Origin of the sequence: Pseudomonas sp. MWU12-3103b (assembly GCF_023100615.1) — a bacterium.
GTDB lineage: Bacteria > Pseudomonadota > Gammaproteobacteria > Pseudomonadales > Pseudomonadaceae > Aquipseudomonas > Aquipseudomonas putida_A.
Genome location: NZ_JALMEY010000002.1, coordinates 227343 through 242906, shown reverse-complemented (window position 1 = coordinate 242906; position 15564 = coordinate 227343). Strand labels below are relative to the sequence as shown.

Below are 15564 nucleotides of genomic sequence, written 5' to 3'. Positions count from 1 at the left end.
CTGTTCAACCATCCCTGACCCTTTGTTCACGCATCCCTGCACACAACTTCAAGCCTTGTTCGGCAGCAATCCCGGTAGTGCGTGCATCAGTGCGTTGATCGCAAAACCGATGAACATCACGCCACACAAACGCGTGATCATCAGCTCGTGGCGCTGATACAGCGTGCGCACCCGTCGGGCGCCGACAACGCCGATCAAGATAGCGTAAGCCAGCAATCCGCCGAGAAAGCTCAGGGCGATCAGCGTCGGCAACATCGACCAGTTGAGCAGTTCGGCGCGGCTCGACAGCAGCGCGGTAAACGTCGCCACCGCTACCGGATACGCCTTGGGATTGGTCAGGCCGAACAGGATGCCGTGCCAGAACGGCTGACGCGCGGCGCCCTGTGGCTCATCAGCGCTGCGCCGCTGGGCTCGCACTGCGCGCCAGCCGAGCCAGAACAGGTACAAACCGCTGAGCACACCCAGCACATCGAATGCGGTGCTGCCGATCTCGCGGGCACCGACGATGGCGATCAGCGCGGTGCTGCACCAGACCACATCGCCAAGCAAATGCCCACAAAGAAACCCGGCCCCGGCCCGTCGCCCATGCGCCGCACCGATGCCGAACACCGCCAGAACACCCGGCCCGGGCGTGATGCCGTATATGAAACCCGAGGCCAGAACGGCCATTAGCAGCGATGGAGTCATGGAAAACCTGCTGGCGCCAGTACAAATGATGGCCAGTCTATATCAGCCCAATGTGTCTGATCACGACGCGTCGTAAAAACGCATGCCCGTGTACGGTTTCAACCGACAGGCTGCCAGTCGCGAAGCCAGATCACCGACGTGAACCTCAAGCTTGTGGCCATCAGGGTCAAGAAAGTAGAACGACGCACCTTCGCTGCGGTTGTCGCGCCATTCCCGTACGTTCGCCACTTTTAGCTTCTGCACGAACGACGAAAAATCCGCCTCGGCCAGACTGAATGCGTAATGGGTGTAGTCGACGGACGGCTCGGTGGTGCGCTGCGCATCCAGCGACAGACACAACCACAGCCCCGGCAGCGACAGATAGGCACCGGCGTCCCACGAGGCTTCGACGCGCAGACCCAATACATCGCGATAGAACGCCAGGCTGCGGGGCAAATCAATGACGGCGAGGGTCAGGTGGTTGAGGCCGGTAAGCATGGGGTCAGTAACCTCTGAGGTCTTCAGGAACGTTGTACTGCTGGCCATCGTACGTCAGGGTGATCTGTTTTTTCTTCAGGTCGGTGTTTGTCGAAACGCACTGATTGCCGGACTTGGTGTTTTTCATTTTGCTGCCGGTGGTGGTGACGATCAGATCGGCGAAACCATTGTGGCTCGTTGGAGCGATCTCGAGGGTCCGACGGATTTTTTTGCTGTAGCCCTCGCAGTCATTCACGAACTCACCGTTGTCCTTGAAGACCACCAGGCCTTCAAGCACCGGACGTAACCCGTCCCCCTCGCGAACATACAGCGCCAGATCGGTTTTCTCGTAGGGAATGGCATGGGAACTGTGCACGAACTTGGCTCGCAGCCCAAAAGCCCGTACATCCGGCGTCAGTCGGTAGCGCGCAGTGTCGATGCGCACATCATCCAGGCGTACGGCATCGGAGTTGTAGGCGCCCGGTTTGTGGTAAGTGGCGATCGGTTTGGCGTTGCTCGCATTGAGCAGCGCCAGATCCAGATCGAACGCCCCGGCATCGTCACCACCAGAATCGGCCAGATAGGTGGACTTGACCGAAATCGCCTGACTCGGAAACGCCGGCCAGACGTTGCAGCGCGACATGGATTTGCCGTCGAAACTCTTGGTGGTGCAGGCGGCGTAGGCTTGGGTGGTGATGGCCAGCAAACCGAGGGCGATCAGGAGTCTGGTGGGGTTAAGCATGGTTCTTCCTTGATAAGTGTCGTGTTGGGCTGGCGGGTTACAGGCCTTGGAAACCGTTTGGCAAAACGTAGGATTTTCCGTCGTAGTGCAATGTTGTCAAAACGGGTTTGTTGTCAGTGGTTTCAGTTTTACATGCGTCTCCCGTCCCCACACTTGTTGTGTCTTTCTCCAAGGTTTTGACAATCAGATCTGCATAGCCGTGAGAGCTCGTTTTAGCGATTTCTACCGTTCTTGAAATCTCATATCGCTCGCCTTCGCAGTCACCATCCCACTCGCCGCCATACCGATAAACCACTAATTTATCCAATACCGGGCGCAATTTTTCGCCCTCTTTCACGTAGAGCGAAAGCAGGTTTTCTTCCATCGGATTGATCCGGGATCCGTTAGTGGATAACGCACGTACGCCAAAGGCACGAAGATCGGTAGTCAGTGTGTAGCGAGCCGTATCGAGCGTTATTTCTCGCAAACTGACGCCATCCAATACAAATGCAGCCGCTTTGTAATAAGTCGCAAGGGGCTTCGATTGAGCGGTGTCCAGAACGGACAAGTCGAAATCGTAGGTACTCAGCGCTTCTGGGTCATCAGATGGGGATCCGCGCTTAAACTGTGCAGTGGCGTTGATGGTTAATCCTGGATATGCAGGCCACTCCTTGCAGACAGAAAGATCCAGATCTCCTGCCATCGGTGTTGGCACGCAATCAGCCAATACCTGACCTGCCATCAACCACCCACTCAGGGCCACCCAGCCGATCCATCCAGACTTCACTGTCACATCCCACTCCTTGATAACGTTTTCAGCCGCGCACTATCCCCTCCTCAATCCGGCGATTCAACCAGTTCAACGCCTGATCCCCACCCCGGCGCTTATGCCACGCCAGCACAAAGGTGAACGGCGCAATCTCGAACGGTGGCGGCAGCACAATCAGCTCCTGCTGATCAATCTCGCGCACGCTGCGTGACGACACCGTGAGAATCAGATCCGTACCGCTGATCAACTGCGGCGCGACGTTCCAGTGCGGCAGGCTGATGGCGACGCGGCGGCGTTCGCGCAATGAGGTCAGCGCCCGCTCGATTTCCGGGGTGCCGCTGCCGCGCATTTCCAGCAGAACATGCGGGCGCGACAGGTAGGTGGGCAAATCCAGAACCCCGTCGGCCGGCAAGCTGCGGCGATCCAGCAGGCAGACGTAGCGTTCTTCAAACAGCAACGTGCTGCGCAATTCGTTGGGCATTTCCGGGAACACTCCGGCGGCCACGTCGATGTCGCCGTTGAGCACACCCTCCAACATGCCCTCGCGGCTGGCGTGGCTGATTTGCAGGTCGATGCCCGGGGCCTCGCGGCGCAAGATGCGGATCAGCCCGGGCAGGATGATGGCCGCGCCGTAGTCGGACATCGCCACACGAAAGGTTCGCCGCGCAGTGGCCGGATCGAACGTGTTCGGCGCCAGCAGCGACTGCACCTGGGCCAACGCTTCGGCCAGTGGCGCAACCAGTTCCAGCGCCCGCGCCGTGGGTACCAGGGTCGAACCGGCGCGCACCAGCAGCGGATCGCCGAGCAAGTCGCGCAGCCGCGCCAGCGCATGGCTGACCGCCGGTTGACTCAGGTGCAGCCGCTCAGCAGCGCGGGTGACGTGTTGCTCGCTGAGCAAGGCATCGAGGACCACCAGCAGGTTCAAATCAATACGGCGTAGATCATTCATCTCGTGCATGTTCTGGATGACAAAACGGAATTTAAATCTGCGCGACGAATACTCTAGAGTCCAGAAAAACCTGTTGGAGACTGAGCATGAGTACGTTGCAGTGGGTTGGCTTTTTGCTGCTGGCCGCGTTTGCCGGGGCGGTGGTGCCGTTTCAGAGTGCGATCAACAGCAATCTGGCGCGGGGCCTCGGCCATCCGCTATGGGCAACCTTGGCCTCGTTGCTGGTGAGTGTGTTGGTGCTGTTGCCGGTGATTCTGGCGTTGCGCCTGCCGCTGCCGTCGCTGGGTTTTATCAGCAAGGCGCCGTTGTGGATGTGGGCTGGCGGTGCGTTCGGCGTGTGCTTTGTGGCGCTGGCGGTGATGTTGCTGCCGAAGCTCGGCGCTTCGGGGTTTGTTGCGCTGGCGTTGGCCGGGCAGGTGATTGCTTCGATGCTGCTCGATCACTTCGGGTTGTTCGGGCTGGTGGAAAAACAGCTGTCGATGTCGCGGGTGTTGGGCGCGTTGTTGCTGATTGGCGGGGTGGTGTTGATTCAGTTTGGTGGGGCGGCGAGCAGGAATCTGGCACCTGCCGGGTAGGATTCGGAGGCGCCCGACACCGCATCAGAACATCGCCCTACAAGCAAATATCCAATTCCGCTCAGTATTGCAGGAAGTGTCTGATTCAGGCCCGAAGTCGTGTTCCGTAAAGTCTGGCAATACACACAAATTGCAACGACCCACGGATTGCCACGCTCAAGGGATGCCCTGATGAACCATATACAGCAAGCACCAAACCTTTATTCCAACTATCGAAAAGTCATCGCCCTGGCGAACCAGGACTGGGAAAACGCCGAGCTCGGCAAAGTCGCCGGGCTCAATGTCGAGGTCATGGGTTCCAACCACCTGCTCGATCAATACGGACGGGAGTTACAACACTTCTGTACCACGTCCTACCTTGGCCTTGATCACCACCCAGCCCTGCTCCAAGGTGCAATCGCCGCACTGCAGGAAACTGGCACCCTGCGCGTCGCCAACTCGAAAAATCGCTGCAAGCTGGGGATTCTCGAAAAATACGAAACCGAGCTTTCGCAGTTGTTCGATGCAGTGTGCCTGACGACCCTGTCCTGCAGCGCTGCAAGTGCGGGGATCTTGCCGCTGCTGGCCAGCGGTGTATTGACCGAGAATCGCCCGCCAGTGATGGTCTTTGACCGTCAGGCGCATTACTCGATGAATCACTTGAAAGCTGCATGCGCCGACGAAACCCGTGTGATGACCTGTCCGCACAACGATATGAATTTTCTAGAAAAGATCTGCCAGCAATATGGTCGTGTGGCCTATATTGGCGATGGCGCCTACAGCATGGGCGGTGTGTCCAACATGGAAGGCCTGCTGTACCTCAAGGATCGTTACGGGCTGTTTCTTTATCTGGATGATTCACACGCGTTGTCAGCCGTGGGCCATAACGGCGTCGGTCTGATACGCCCGAGAATCCAGACGCTGGAAGATGACTGCGTGATCGTCGCGTCGCTGGCCAAGTCATTTGGCGCCAGTGGTGGACTGGTGATGCTTGGCAACCAGCGCCAGAAAAAAATCATCCAGCGTTATGGCGGCCCGAGCAATTGGTCACAAAGTCTCAACTGTGCGGCAATCGGCGCCGGACGAGCGTCAATTCGTCTACATTACACCGCCGAATTCGCCGCTCTACAGGCCTGCCTCCAGGCTAATATCCGCCTCTTCGACAGTTTGATCAGTACAGAGCAATGCCACAGCGCGATGGCAATCCGCTTGATCGACTGCGGCCAGGCGGATCTGGCCAATCGCATCGCCAGCGAGCTGGCCGAGCAAGGCTTTTTCACCAGCGCAGTATTTTTCCCGGTAGTTGCCCAAGGTAAAGCGGCCATTCGGGTAACCTTGCGTGCTGATATGGAGCCGTCGCTGATCCGACGTTTCTGCGATGTAGTCAGCGAATTGTTGCGCACACACCGCGTCGATTTCGACATCTGAGCCAGGGACGATCGATGAACGCCAGCGCCACCCTTCTTATCACCTGCTGCACTGTGTTCCTCGCACAGTTGGGCATGAGTATTTACCTGCCAGCGCTGCCGGAGATTGCCGGCCATCTGCATGCAGGGCCTGCGCAAGTGGCGTGGGGTTTATCGATTTATCTGGTCGGCATGGCGCTGCCAATGCTGCTTTGGGGATCACTGGCCCAGCGTATCGGGCGCAAACCTGTGTTACTCGCAGCATTGGGGCTGTATGGCGCGGCGAACCTGGCGTTGCCGCTGGGTTCGACGCTGGAGTCGTTCCTGTTACTGCGCCTGATTCAGGGCGTCGGCGCCAGCGGGATTTCGGTGATGGCACGGGTGCTGATTCGCGACAGTTTTCGCGGCGACCTGCTGGCCAAGGCATTGTCATGGATTTCGATTTCGTTCGTGGTGGCTCTAGGCATCGGCCAGTACCTGGGTTCGATCATTCAGGTCACGCTGGGCTGGCAGGCAATCTTCTACTTGCTCGGCATCACGTGCCTGCTGATGGCCATGATCGTATTCCGGGTCAATTTTGCGACATTGAAGGAGGCGCAAACCAATGCTTCGGCATGGCTGATTTACCGGCGCATCCTGATCCATCGCGCGTTCCTGTTGCCGGCACTGGCCGGAGGCCTCGGCTACGGGGTGATCATCGCCTTCAACACGGCTGCGCCACTGATCCTGCAAGGACCGTTCAATTGGTCTACGGTGGATTACGGTCTGCTCGGCTGGCCGATCAGTGCGGCATACTTTCTCGGGGCACTGGTGGTCAATCGCTTCGTTCTGCGCACGGGTCAACACCGGTTGATGACGTTGGGCGTGGTGCTGGTGATGGCGGGGTGCGGAGTAATGCTGCTGGGCAGTCTGACAGCCAGTTCCGTCGCGCTGATGCTGTGGCTGCCCTATTGCGTAGCGGTGTTCGGACAATCGCTGAACTACCCGATCAGCCTGTCCCGGGCCAACGATGGCGCACCGATTGCGGGTGCTTACGCAATGGCGTTGAGCGGATTTATTCATCAACTGATGGCGGCAATGATCGGCGCGATTGCCAGTCTTGTCGCTAGCCCTTCGGCGTGGCCGCTGGCACTGTTATGCAGTTTGCTTGCAGTCGGCGCGATGCTCTGTGTGACATTCACGCCGACGCGCGTCAGCCCTTAAAACGCATTACGGAAAATCTCCTCGATCTGCCGCTGATCCGCCGCCCGTGGGTTGGTCAGGCCGCATGCATCTTTCAGCGCGTTGGTGGCAAGCACCGGGATGTCACTGAGCTTGGCGCCGAGTTCACGCAGGCCGCCCGGAATCTCGACGTCTTTGGCCAGACAACGGATCGCGTTGATCGCCGCCTGAGCGCCCTCTTCCGGGCTGAAACCACGGATGTCCGCACCCATGGCGTGGGCGACGTCAGTCAGGCGTTCGGCACAGATCAACGCGTTGAAAGTCTGCACATGCGGCAGCAGCACGGCGTTGCACACGCCATGGGGTAAGTCGTAGAAACCTCCCAACTGGTGGGCCATCGCATGCACGTAGCCGAGCGATGCGTTGTTGAACGCCATGCCGGCGAGGAACTGCGCGTAGGCCATGTTCTCCCGCGCCGCGAGGTCGCTGCCGTCGCGCACGGCCAGGCGCAGGTTGTTGCTGATCAGGGCCATGGCCTTCAGCGCACAGGCGTCGGTGATCGGGTTGGCCGCGGTCGAGACGTAGGCCTCGATGGCGTGGGTCAGCGCGTCCATGCCGGTGGCGGCAGTCAGGCTTTTCGGCATGGCGACCATCAGCGCCGGGTCGTTGACCGACAGCAGCGGCGTGACGTTGCGGTCGACGATGGCCATTTTCACGTGGCGCGATTCGTCGGTGATGATGCAGAAACGGGTCATCTCGCTGGCGGTGCCGGCGGTGGTGTTGATGGCGATCAGCGGCAATTGCGGCTTGCTCGATTGATCAACGCCTTCGTAGTCGCGGATCTGCCCGCCGTTGGTCGCACACAGAGCAATGCCCTTGGCGCAGTCATGGGGCGAACCGCCGCCCAGCGACACCACGAAATCGCAGCGACTGTCCTTGAGCAGCGCCAACCCGGCCTCGACATTGGCAATGCTCGGATTCGGTTTGGCGCCGTCGAAGATCACCGAATCGATGTCCTGCATCGCCAGTTTTTCGGCAAGCATGGTCGCCACGCCGGCCTTGGCCAGCCCCGCGTCGGTGACGATCAGCGCCTTGCGAAACCCATAGTTGCGGATCGCAACCATGGCCTCGTCGAGGCATCCGTTGCCCATGATGTTTACGGCCGGAATGAAAAAGGTGCTGCTCATGCGCGTCTCCTGACTGGGGCCGAATCGACTGCTCCGATCCGGCGGATGTGCACAGGATCGACCGATCGGTCACCACCGATGTTGATCTGGCTCAATGCCCGCTCGTGATAAAGTCGCCGTCCATCCGCCCTTTGTTTTGAGACTGCCCACGCAATGACCGATTTTCTGGACGTCGATGCCACCCTCGAAGACTGGAGCGCCCTGCGCGCCACCGCCGACTTCAATGGTCTGCTGGTGGGCAATGGCGCCAGTCGCGCGGTGTGGGACGATTTTGGCTATGACTCGCTATTCGAAAACGCGCGCACCGTGGAAGAGAAACCACTGAGCCCGTCGGAACTGAGCGTGTTCGACGCGATGCAGACGCGCAGCTTCGAGCAGGTGCTCGGTGCGCTGAAAACCACCAGCCGGGTCAACAAGGCCCTGGCCGTCAGTTCGGCGGCACCGCGCAATCGCTACTACGCGATCAAGGAAGCGCTGATCAACACCGTACACGCCGTGCACATTCCCTGGCGCCTGGTGCAGGCCCCGACTCTGGCCACGCTCAATGAAGAACTGGCGCGGTATCGCACGGTGTTCACCACCAATTACGACCTGCTCAGCTACTGGGCGATCCAGCACCGCAGCGAGGCGATCGACGACCTGTTCAACGGTCCCGACGCCAGTTTCGATCTGAGCGCAAGCAGCAGCGCCAAACCGCGTCTGTTGTATCTGCACGGCGGGCTGCACCTGGTGCGCAATCAGGACGGCACCGCGCGCAAACTGACCTCGACCGAGGGCACCCTGCTCGGCAGTTTTGCCATCAACAACACGATCAAGACGCTCGACGACGTGCCGCTGTTCGTCAACGAAGGGCCGAGCGCAGACAAGCTCAAGACCATTCGCAGCTCGGATTATCTGTCGTTCTGTTATGAGCAGTTATTGGGACACGCGGATAACCTGTGCATCTTCGGGCATGCGCTGGGCGAGCAGGATGCTCACATCGTGAGGGCGCTGCGCCTGGCGAAACCGGCGAGCGTGGCCATCTCGATCTATCCGCGCAGTGCGGCGTTCATTCAGCATCAGAAACGCCATTACGCCAAGGTGTTCGAGGGCACCGGGATTGCGTTGCGGTTTTTTGATGCGAAGACGCATGCGTTGGGGGATCCGAAGCTTTCGGTGCCGGTCGAGGTTTGATGTAACCGGACTGACGCCTTCGCGAGCAAGCTCGCTCCCACATTGGAACGCGAACTACTGTGGGAGCGAGCTTGCTCGCGAAGCTTTTGGGGCCAACTCATTCTTCGCTGCTGTGCACCACCACCAGCAACTGCGCCTGCACCTCGCCCACCGATCTGATCCGGTGCGGCTTCTGCGCATTGAAGTGCAGCGCATCGCCACGCTCCAGCAGCACCCGCTCGTTCATGAAATCCACTTCCACCTGCCCTTCGTGGACGAACAGAAACTCCTCGCCCAAGTGCTCCTTGAAGGTCTTGTCGGTGAACTCGCGCGGCGGGTAGATGATGAACGGCAGCAGATTGCGTTCGCTGACCTGATGCGCCAGCACCGCATACCCCGGGCTCTGATCGTTGGCCGCCAGTGACTGGCGTTCGTGGCTGCGTACCAGGCTATAGCTGTCGAGGCTGACGTTGTCTTCGGAGAACAATTCCTCGACCTTCACGTTCAGTGCCTTCGCCAGTTTCAGCGCGGCCGCAATCGACGGGGTGTTCAGCCCGCGCTCGACCTTCGACAGATAACTCTTGGTCATGCCGGATTTTTCCGCCAGCGCCTCAAGTGTCACGCCAAGTTTTTTTCTCAACAATTTCAAACGGATAGACATGCGCAGCAGTTATTCCATCAAGGAAACGACGATTGATGCTTGCTTATGACACTTTGTGTCATATAGGCTCTTTAGTGTCATTTGCAATCACCCAAAGGACACAGACATGGCCAAGACATTAGCACTACCCAAAGAGCAACTGGTCAAGCAAGCGCTGACCCAGATGCAGAACACACTGGCGGATAATACGTGGACTGACCGGCAAAAGCTGGCGCTGACCTGCCGGATCCTGTTCGAGAGAGGTCATGACTCCGGTCTGGCCGGACAGATCACCGCTCGCGGCCCACAACCGGGGACCTATTACACTCAACAACTAGGCCTGGGTTTCGATGAAATCACCGCGAGCAATCTGCTGCTGGTCAACGAAGATCTGGAAGTGCTCGAAGGCCACGGCATGGCCAACCCGGCCAACCGTTTCCACAGCTGGGTCTACCGCGCCCGGCCGGACGTGAACTGCATCATCCATACGCACCCGACGCACATTGCCGCGCTGTCGATGCTGGAGGTGCCGCTGCAGATTTCCCACATGGACCTGTGCCCGCTGTACGACGACTGCGCGTTTCTCGAAGGCTGGCCGGGCGTGCCGGTGGGTAACGAAGAGGGCGAACTGATTGCCGGTGCACTGGGCGACAAGCGCGCGATTCTACTGTCGCACCACGGCCAACTGTCGACCGGCAGCACGATCGAAGAAGCGTGTGTCATCGCCCAACTGATCGAGCGCGCCGCCAAACTGCAGCTGCTGGCGATGGCCGCCGGTACGATCAAACCGATCATCCCGGAACTGGGGCGCGAGGCCCATGACTGGGTGTCGAAACCCAAACGCCACGCCGCCGCCTTCAACTACTACGCCCGGCAGAACCTGCGCCAACACGCCGATTGCCTGAACTGATTTCAGCCTTTCCCGGAGACTCATCATGTCCAATATTCACGGCATCATCGGCTACACCATCACCCCGTTCGGCACCCACGGCGAAGGCCTCGATCTGCCGGCCCTCGGCCAATCGATCGATCGTCTGATCGACAGCGGCGTCCATGCCATAGCCCCGCTCGGCAGCACCGGCGAAGGCGCTTACCTCAGCGACGCCGAGTGGGATCAGGTCGCCGAGTTCAGCATCAAGCACGTGGGCAAACGGGTGCCGACCATTGTCAGCGTGTCCGACCTGACCACCGCCAAAGCCGTACGCCGCGCACGCTTCGCTGAAGCCCACGGCGCTGACGTGGTGATGGTGCTGCCAGCGTCGTACTGGAAGCTGACTGAAGCGGAAATCCTCGCGCACTACCGCGCCATCGGCGACAGCATCGGCGTGCCGATCATGCTCTACAACAACCCGGCCACCAGCGGCACCGACATGTCGGTCGAGCTGATTCTGCGCATCGTCAATGGCGTGGAAAACGTGACCATGGTCAAGGAGAGCACCGGCGATATTCAGCGCATGCACAAACTGCAATTGCTCGGTGACGGCCAGGTGCCGTTCTACAACGGCTGCAATCCGCTGGCGCTGGAGGCGTTTGCCGCCGGGGCGAAGGGCTGGTGCACCGCTGCGCCGAACCTGATCCCACAGTTGAACCTGGATCTGTATGCGGCCGCTCTGGCCGGTGATCTGGAACGGGCGCGTGAGTTGTTCTACCGCCAGTTGCCGCTGCTGGACTTCATTCTCAAGGGCGGTTTGCCAGCGACGATCAAGGCCGGGCTGCGCGAGACGGGGTTGGAGGTCGGCGATCCGCGGTTGCCAGTGTTTCCGTTGAGTGACACCGGCAGACATCACCTCAAAGCGCTGCTCGACGTTTTGCGCTGATGAAAAAAATCCCGCCCGGAACACTCCGGGCGGGATTTTTCCTGCCTGTCGGTCAAAGACTGGCGGCGTGCTTCATCGCTTCGCGGTGGAAGGGCTGATCCTTCAGGACCTGCGCAATGAACGTGTCAGTGATCAAGCGCACATGTTCGAACTGCCCGCCCGAGGCGTTAAAGGCGCCCCGCCAGGATTCAGTGTGATTGTGCACGGCATAGACACCCAGTATCTCCTTGCCATGGCTGAGACTGAACACCACTGTGCTGTCGAAGCTCACCGGTACCGGCACCAGGAACAGCGTGAAGGCACTCAGGAACAACTGAGGCTGAAGCGCGCCGACATCGCTGTTGGCGACTACCAGAACGTTGTAGCCATCCTCGCTTCGACCGGCGCGAACTTCGTCGAAAGTGCCGCGCCGACGCAGTTCGTCTCGCAACATCCAGCTCGGCAGACCGAGCACATTGACGTTGATCGCCGGCAGTTGCTGGCTGTAGTCGACGTCGGGGGCCTTGAGGCTGTGGGTCGCCTGACAACCACCCAGCAACATGAGCAATCCCAGAAACAGAAGCTTGAGGCGCATTAGAGTTTTCCTGACAACATGGCTTTATAGACAGAGGCGCTGGGGCCGTTTTCTTCGCGAATGAACGGCGTGGCGGTGTCCAGATTCGGCATGTCCAGACGCTGCAATCCTGGTACTTGCGGGTATTTGGCACGAACCAGCGCCGCATCACGTTCAAGATGATCGCTGTGCAGGAACAGGCATGACAGCTGAAGACCGATCAGGCACCCGGCGCGAAAATCGCCGATGTAATAAGCCTTGCCCGCCTCGAGTTGCATGCCGATGGTGAAGTCTTCACGGCTCCACGTCACCGACTGCCCATGATCGAAACGCACGTTGTAGATCTCGTAACGACCGGGTTTGAGCGGCATCACAAACAACGTGCCGATGCCGTGATCGGTCTCGCGTACATCTCGCTCGGTTCGGGCGTAAAACTCGTTGTGCAGGCGTGCAGTGGCGAAATCATCGCTTCCACGCTTACGGATCATCAGCATTTGTTCCTTCGCTGAAAACCTCGTCTTGGGCCAGATGCCGACCACACCTACCACATAAGCCACGCCGGAATCGGCGGTTGGCTTGAGTTCATCGTCAATGTGGGTGGGTGACATGCTGTAGCAACCGCTCAGGCCGAGCAGCGCCGTCAGAACAGCGAAAAAGCGAATCATCAAAGGAAAAACTCTCGCGTAAACATTGAAAAACACACGAAAGAGTATTGAACGCCGCCCCTTCCATGGATTGGTCGCGAAGGATAAGCGATGTAGTGGCACATAGCCAGAATTCAGTCGCCATTGTTTTGGCGACTGAGTCGTGGAGTTATTTCAAAGCACCGGCAACGTCTTGTCCTTGATCACTTTGCTCGGCCCGTTGGCCTTGACGCTGGCGATGCCTTTGGCGCACGCGGCGTCCGTGGAGTACGACTCGCTGCTGCCGATGATCTGATGGTTGGCGGCCTTGAGGTTGAAGTATGGGTGGCCATCCTTCGTCGATTTCTTCTCGTAGCGTTCATCCAGCGGGCTGTTGCTCTGCACCGAAGCAATGCGGTTGTCGACTGCCGCGCGGGTGGTGTAGAGCTCGCTGGTGAGAATGGTTTCGGCGTTGGCGGCCTTCAGCACAAACCTGAACTGGCCGTTGCTGCTTTTGCTCACTTCGTACCATCCGGACATGCTCGTTTCTCCTTGGCGGTTGAAAGGTTTTGCGCCAATGAGTAAAGACCAGCCCAAGATTTCTGTCGCCTGTAATGGCCTCTTCGCGAGCAAGCTCGCTCCCACAGGGTTCTTCAGCGGCCACAAAACTTGTGAGCACCAGAGAAACCTGTGGGAGCGGGCTTGCCCGCGATGGGGTCAACTCGGTCGGGGCTATTTCACCCCCGCCCGCACCACCGACAACTGCGGCTCCGTCACCCGCCGCTGACTCAGATAGCGTGTACAACTCACCCGCAGGAACGAGGCAAAATTCACCACCTCGCCGCGATAATCCATCACCTCTTCATACAGTTTGGCGATCAGTTGATTGGTGGTCATGCCATCGACTTCGGCGATTTCGCTGAGGATGTCCCAGAACTGGTTTTCCAGGCGCAGCGTCGTCACCACGCCGCAGATGCGCAGCGAGCGCGAGCGGGATTCGTAGAGAATCGGGTCGGCCTTGACGTAGAGCTCGCACATCGGCGGATCCTCGTTACAGGGTGATCTTGGTGCCGAGCAGGCCGAGGAAACCGGCCAGCCAGTTCGGATGCGCCGGCCACGCTGGCGCAGTCGCCAGATTGCCTTGAACGTGGCCGTCGGTCACCGGGATATCGATGAACGTGCCACCGGCCAGGCGTACTTCCGGCGCACAGGCCGGATAGGCGCTGCATTCGCGACCTTCCAGAACACCCGCCGCCGCGAGCAACTGCGCGCCGTGGCACACAGCGGCAATCGGTTTGCCAGCCTTGTCGAAGGCGCGCACCAGCTCCAGAACTTTTTCGTTCAGGCGCAGATATTCCGGCGCTCGTCCCCCGGGGATCAGCAGCGCGTCGTAATCGGCCTCGGCGACCTTGGCGAAATCAAAGTTGAGGGCAAACAGGTGACCCGGTTTCTCGCTGTAAGTCTGGTCGCCTTCGAAGTCATGGATCGCGGTGCGCACGGTCTTGCCCGCAGCCTTGTCCGGGCACACGGCGTGCACGGTGTGACCGACCATTTGCAAGGCCTGGAACGGCACCATCACTTCGTAGTCTTCGACGTAATCGCCGACCAGCATCAGGATTTTTTTCGCGGCCATGGGGAGGACTCCTCTGGGAATGGGCTTGCAGGAGTATTCAAGGTAGACCTTATCGGTTGGGCCGGGTAACAACCGGCTACTACGCCTCCCCGCCTTTGTGGCGAGGGAGCTTGCTCCCGCTCGACTGCGCAGCAGGCGCAAAACCTGTTTGCACAGTTTTCCTGAAAAAAGCGGGGGCCGCTTCGCAGCCCAGCGGGAGCAAGCTCCCTCGCCACAGGGGATCCAACTGTATGGATAACTCTGTGCCTGGCTGTACCAGCCCGAGCGCCCCGGTTTATGGCTTGATTAAGGCAATCCCCTGCCACCCTCTATTCTGGTTCCCCATCATGTCCTCGCGCGAAAACACCGGCATGGCCCTCGGCCTGCTCGGGGTTGTGATTTTCAGCCTGACCCTGCCCTTCACCCGGATCGTGGTGCAGGAACTGCATCCGCTGCTCAACGGCCTCGGCCGCGCGCTGTTCGCGGCGATTCCCGCGGCAGCGTTGTTGTTATGGCGACGCGAGAAGTGGCCGAGCTGGCAGCAGATCAAAGGCCTGAGCCTGGTGATCGCCGGGGTGATTCTTGGCTTCCCGGTGCTGTCGGCGTGGGCCATGCAGACCTTGCCGGCGTCCCACGGCGCGCTGGTCAACGGGTTGCAGCCGCTGTGCGTGGCGCTGTATGCGGCGTGGCTGTCCCACGAGCGGCCGTCGAAAGCCTTCTGGGCCTGCGCCGCACTGGGCAGTGCGCTGGTGCTCGGCTACGCGTTGTACACCGGAGCCGGGAGCATTCAGGCCGGTGACTTGTTGATGCTCGGGGCGATTGCCGTCGGCGGTCTGGGCTATGCCGAGGGTGGTCGGCTGGCCAAGGAGATGGGCGGCTGGCAGGTGATCTGCTGGGCGCTGGTGCTGTCGACGCCGCTGCTGATCGGCCCGGTGTTGTATCTGGCGCTGCAGCATCACGGTGCGGTATCGGCCAGGACATGGTGGGCGTTCGGCTATGTGGCGCTGTTTTCGCAGTTTCTTGGTTTCTTCGCCTGGTACGCCGGGTTGGCGATGGGCGGGATCGCGCGGGTCAGTCAGATCCAGTTGCTGCAGATCTTCTTCACCATAGCGTTTTCGGCGCTGTTCTTTGGTGAACATGTCGAGCCGATTACCTGGGTGTTTGCCTGCGGGGTGATTGCCACTGTGATGCTAGGGCGCAAGACCGCAGTAAAATCAAATGTGGGAGCGAGCTTGCTCGCGAAGGGGCCGTAACAGTCGACATCATCGTTGACTGTC

General features: G+C 59.6%; 19 protein-coding genes. 7 read left to right on the top strand and 12 right to left on the bottom strand.

Annotated features, from left to right (window positions below; genetic code table 11):
- Positions 1–48: 48 nt before the first annotated feature.
- From M0808_RS04875 to M0808_RS04855, 5 genes are read right to left on the bottom strand one after another with little or no spacing between them, the layout of a single operon-like run.
- A complete protein-coding gene (locus M0808_RS04875) occupies positions 49–687 on the bottom strand; it encodes a LysE family translocator (RefSeq protein WP_247840136.1) in 639 nt (212 codons plus the stop codon).
- 60 nt (positions 688–747) lie between these two features.
- Positions 748–1164: a fosfomycin resistance glutathione transferase gene (fos, locus tag M0808_RS04870; RefSeq protein WP_247840134.1), complete on the bottom strand. Its 417-nt coding sequence runs from the start codon at positions 1162–1164 to the stop codon at positions 748–750.
- Positions 1165–1168: 4 nt separating this feature from the next.
- A complete protein-coding gene (locus tag M0808_RS04865) occupies positions 1169–1885 on the bottom strand; it encodes a hypothetical protein (protein ID WP_247840132.1) in 717 nt (238 codons plus the stop codon).
- 37 nt (positions 1886–1922) lie between these two features.
- On the bottom strand, positions 1923–2657 hold the full coding sequence (locus tag M0808_RS04860) for a hypothetical protein (protein WP_247840130.1): 735 nt from the start codon (positions 2655–2657) through the stop codon (positions 1923–1925).
- Positions 2658–2679: 22 nt separating this feature from the next.
- Positions 2680–3591, bottom strand: a complete 912-nt coding sequence (locus M0808_RS04855) for a LysR family transcriptional regulator (protein ID WP_247840128.1) — start codon at positions 3589–3591, stop codon at positions 2680–2682.
- Between the two features lie 77 nt (positions 3592–3668).
- On the opposite strand from M0808_RS04855, the gene M0808_RS04850 reads away from it, so the two are divergent.
- The 3 genes from M0808_RS04850 to M0808_RS04840 all read left to right on the top strand — a co-directional run bounded on the left by M0808_RS04850 (position 3669) and on the right by M0808_RS04840 (position 6745).
- A complete protein-coding gene (locus M0808_RS04850; protein ID WP_247840126.1) occupies positions 3669–4157 on the top strand; it encodes a DMT family transporter in 489 nt (162 codons plus the stop codon).
- A gap of 171 nt (positions 4158–4328) precedes the next feature.
- Complete coding sequence (locus M0808_RS04845) at positions 4329–5564, top strand: aminotransferase class I/II-fold pyridoxal phosphate-dependent enzyme (RefSeq protein WP_098967635.1); 1236 nt, start codon at positions 4329–4331, stop codon at positions 5562–5564.
- A 14-nt stretch (positions 5565–5578) separates the two neighbouring features.
- Positions 5579–6745 carry an MFS transporter gene (locus M0808_RS04840; RefSeq protein ID WP_247840124.1) on the top strand — a complete coding sequence of 389 codons (1167 nt, stop codon included), beginning with the start codon at positions 5579–5581 and terminating at the stop codon, positions 6743–6745.
- Here M0808_RS04840 and yiaY read toward each other — a convergent pair.
- Positions 6742–7890 (bottom strand): L-threonine dehydrogenase, encoded by a 1149-nt coding sequence (gene yiaY / locus M0808_RS04835; RefSeq protein ID WP_247840122.1) that lies wholly within the window; start codon positions 7888–7890, stop codon positions 6742–6744. The genes M0808_RS04840 and yiaY overlap by 4 nt on opposite strands.
- A gap of 153 nt (positions 7891–8043) precedes the next feature.
- Here yiaY and M0808_RS04830 point away from each other — a divergent pair, with 153 nt between their 5' ends.
- Positions 8044–9063, top strand: coding sequence for a DUF4917 family protein (locus M0808_RS04830; RefSeq protein ID WP_247840120.1), 1020 nt, complete (start codon positions 8044–8046; stop codon positions 9061–9063).
- 97 nt (positions 9064–9160) lie between these two features.
- On the opposite strand, the gene M0808_RS04825 is transcribed toward M0808_RS04830, so the two are convergent.
- Entirely contained in the window at positions 9161–9703 is a 543-nt protein-coding gene (locus tag M0808_RS04825; RefSeq protein ID WP_027614428.1) for an XRE family transcriptional regulator, read from the bottom strand.
- 106 nt (positions 9704–9809) lie between these two features.
- Here M0808_RS04825 and M0808_RS04820 point away from each other — a divergent pair, with 106 nt between their 5' ends.
- Complete coding sequence (locus M0808_RS04820; protein ID WP_247840118.1) at positions 9810–10592, top strand: aldolase; 783 nt, start codon at positions 9810–9812, stop codon at positions 10590–10592.
- 22 nt (positions 10593–10614) lie between these two features.
- On the top strand, positions 10615–11499 hold the full coding sequence (locus M0808_RS04815; RefSeq protein ID WP_247840296.1) for a dihydrodipicolinate synthase family protein: 885 nt from the start codon (positions 10615–10617) through the stop codon (positions 11497–11499).
- 52 nt (positions 11500–11551) lie between these two features.
- On the opposite strand, the gene M0808_RS04810 is transcribed toward M0808_RS04815, so the two are convergent.
- The 5 genes from M0808_RS04810 to M0808_RS04790 form a co-directional block, all read right to left on the bottom strand.
- Entirely contained in the window at positions 11552–12073 is a 522-nt protein-coding gene (locus M0808_RS04810) for a hypothetical protein (RefSeq protein WP_098967625.1), read from the bottom strand.
- Entirely contained in the window at positions 12073–12717 is a 645-nt protein-coding gene (locus M0808_RS04805; RefSeq protein ID WP_098967624.1) for a hypothetical protein, read from the bottom strand. The genes M0808_RS04810 and M0808_RS04805 overlap by 1 nt, the downstream gene beginning before the upstream one ends.
- Before the next feature lie 153 nt (positions 12718–12870).
- A complete protein-coding gene (locus tag M0808_RS04800) occupies positions 12871–13215 on the bottom strand; it encodes a YegP family protein (protein ID WP_247840116.1) in 345 nt (114 codons plus the stop codon).
- Between the two features lie 192 nt (positions 13216–13407).
- On the bottom strand, positions 13408–13713 hold the full coding sequence (locus M0808_RS04795; protein WP_098967621.1) for a ribbon-helix-helix domain-containing protein: 306 nt from the start codon (positions 13711–13713) through the stop codon (positions 13408–13410).
- A 13-nt stretch (positions 13714–13726) separates the two neighbouring features.
- Positions 13727–14308, bottom strand: coding sequence for a DJ-1/PfpI family protein (locus M0808_RS04790; protein WP_095138502.1), 582 nt, complete (start codon positions 14306–14308; stop codon positions 13727–13729).
- A 326-nt stretch (positions 14309–14634) separates the two neighbouring features.
- On the opposite strand from M0808_RS04790, the gene M0808_RS04785 reads away from it, so the two are divergent.
- Positions 14635–15540 carry a DMT family transporter gene (locus M0808_RS04785; protein WP_247840114.1) on the top strand — a complete coding sequence of 302 codons (906 nt, stop codon included), beginning with the start codon at positions 14635–14637 and terminating at the stop codon, positions 15538–15540.
- Positions 15541–15564: the final 24 nt, after the last annotated feature.

Bases quoted from the DNA above. Each gene is read 5' to 3' on its own strand.
- M0808_RS04795 (WP_098967621.1), bottom strand. From the start codon at position 13,713: ATGTGCGAGCTCTACGTCAAGGCCGACCCGATTCTCTACGAATCCCGC.
- M0808_RS04825 (WP_027614428.1), bottom strand. From the start codon at position 9,703: ATGTCTATCCGTTTGAAATTGTTGAGAAAAAAACTTGGCGTGACACTT.
- M0808_RS04820 (WP_247840118.1), top strand. From the start codon at position 9,810: ATGGCCAAGACATTAGCACTACCCAAAGAGCAACTGGTCAAGCAAGCG.
- M0808_RS04805 (WP_098967624.1), bottom strand. From the start codon at position 12,717: ATGATTCGCTTTTTCGCTGTTCTGACGGCGCTGCTCGGCCTGAGCGGT.
- M0808_RS04850 (WP_247840126.1), top strand. From the start codon at position 3,669: ATGAGTACGTTGCAGTGGGTTGGCTTTTTGCTGCTGGCCGCGTTTGCC.
- yiaY (WP_247840122.1), bottom strand. From the start codon at position 7,890: ATGAGCAGCACCTTTTTCATTCCGGCCGTAAACATCATGGGCAACGGA.
- M0808_RS04800 (WP_247840116.1), bottom strand. From the start codon at position 13,215: ATGTCCGGATGGTACGAAGTGAGCAAAAGCAGCAACGGCCAGTTCAGG.
- M0808_RS04855 (WP_247840128.1), bottom strand. From the start codon at position 3,591: ATGCACGAGATGAATGATCTACGCCGTATTGATTTGAACCTGCTGGTG.
- M0808_RS04865 (WP_247840132.1), bottom strand. From the start codon at position 1,885: ATGCTTAACCCCACCAGACTCCTGATCGCCCTCGGTTTGCTGGCCATC.
- M0808_RS04840 (WP_247840124.1), top strand. From the start codon at position 5,579: ATGAACGCCAGCGCCACCCTTCTTATCACCTGCTGCACTGTGTTCCTC.
- M0808_RS04810 (WP_098967625.1), bottom strand. From the start codon at position 12,073: ATGCGCCTCAAGCTTCTGTTTCTGGGATTGCTCATGTTGCTGGGTGGT.
- M0808_RS04845 (WP_098967635.1), top strand. From the start codon at position 4,329: ATGAACCATATACAGCAAGCACCAAACCTTTATTCCAACTATCGAAAA.
- M0808_RS04830 (WP_247840120.1), top strand. From the start codon at position 8,044: ATGACCGATTTTCTGGACGTCGATGCCACCCTCGAAGACTGGAGCGCC.
- M0808_RS04875 (WP_247840136.1), bottom strand. From the start codon at position 687: ATGACTCCATCGCTGCTAATGGCCGTTCTGGCCTCGGGTTTCATATAC.
- fos (WP_247840134.1), bottom strand. From the start codon at position 1,164: ATGCTTACCGGCCTCAACCACCTGACCCTCGCCGTCATTGATTTGCCC.
- M0808_RS04785 (WP_247840114.1), top strand. From the start codon at position 14,635: ATGTCCTCGCGCGAAAACACCGGCATGGCCCTCGGCCTGCTCGGGGTT.
- M0808_RS04790 (WP_095138502.1), bottom strand. From the start codon at position 14,308: ATGGCCGCGAAAAAAATCCTGATGCTGGTCGGCGATTACGTCGAAGAC.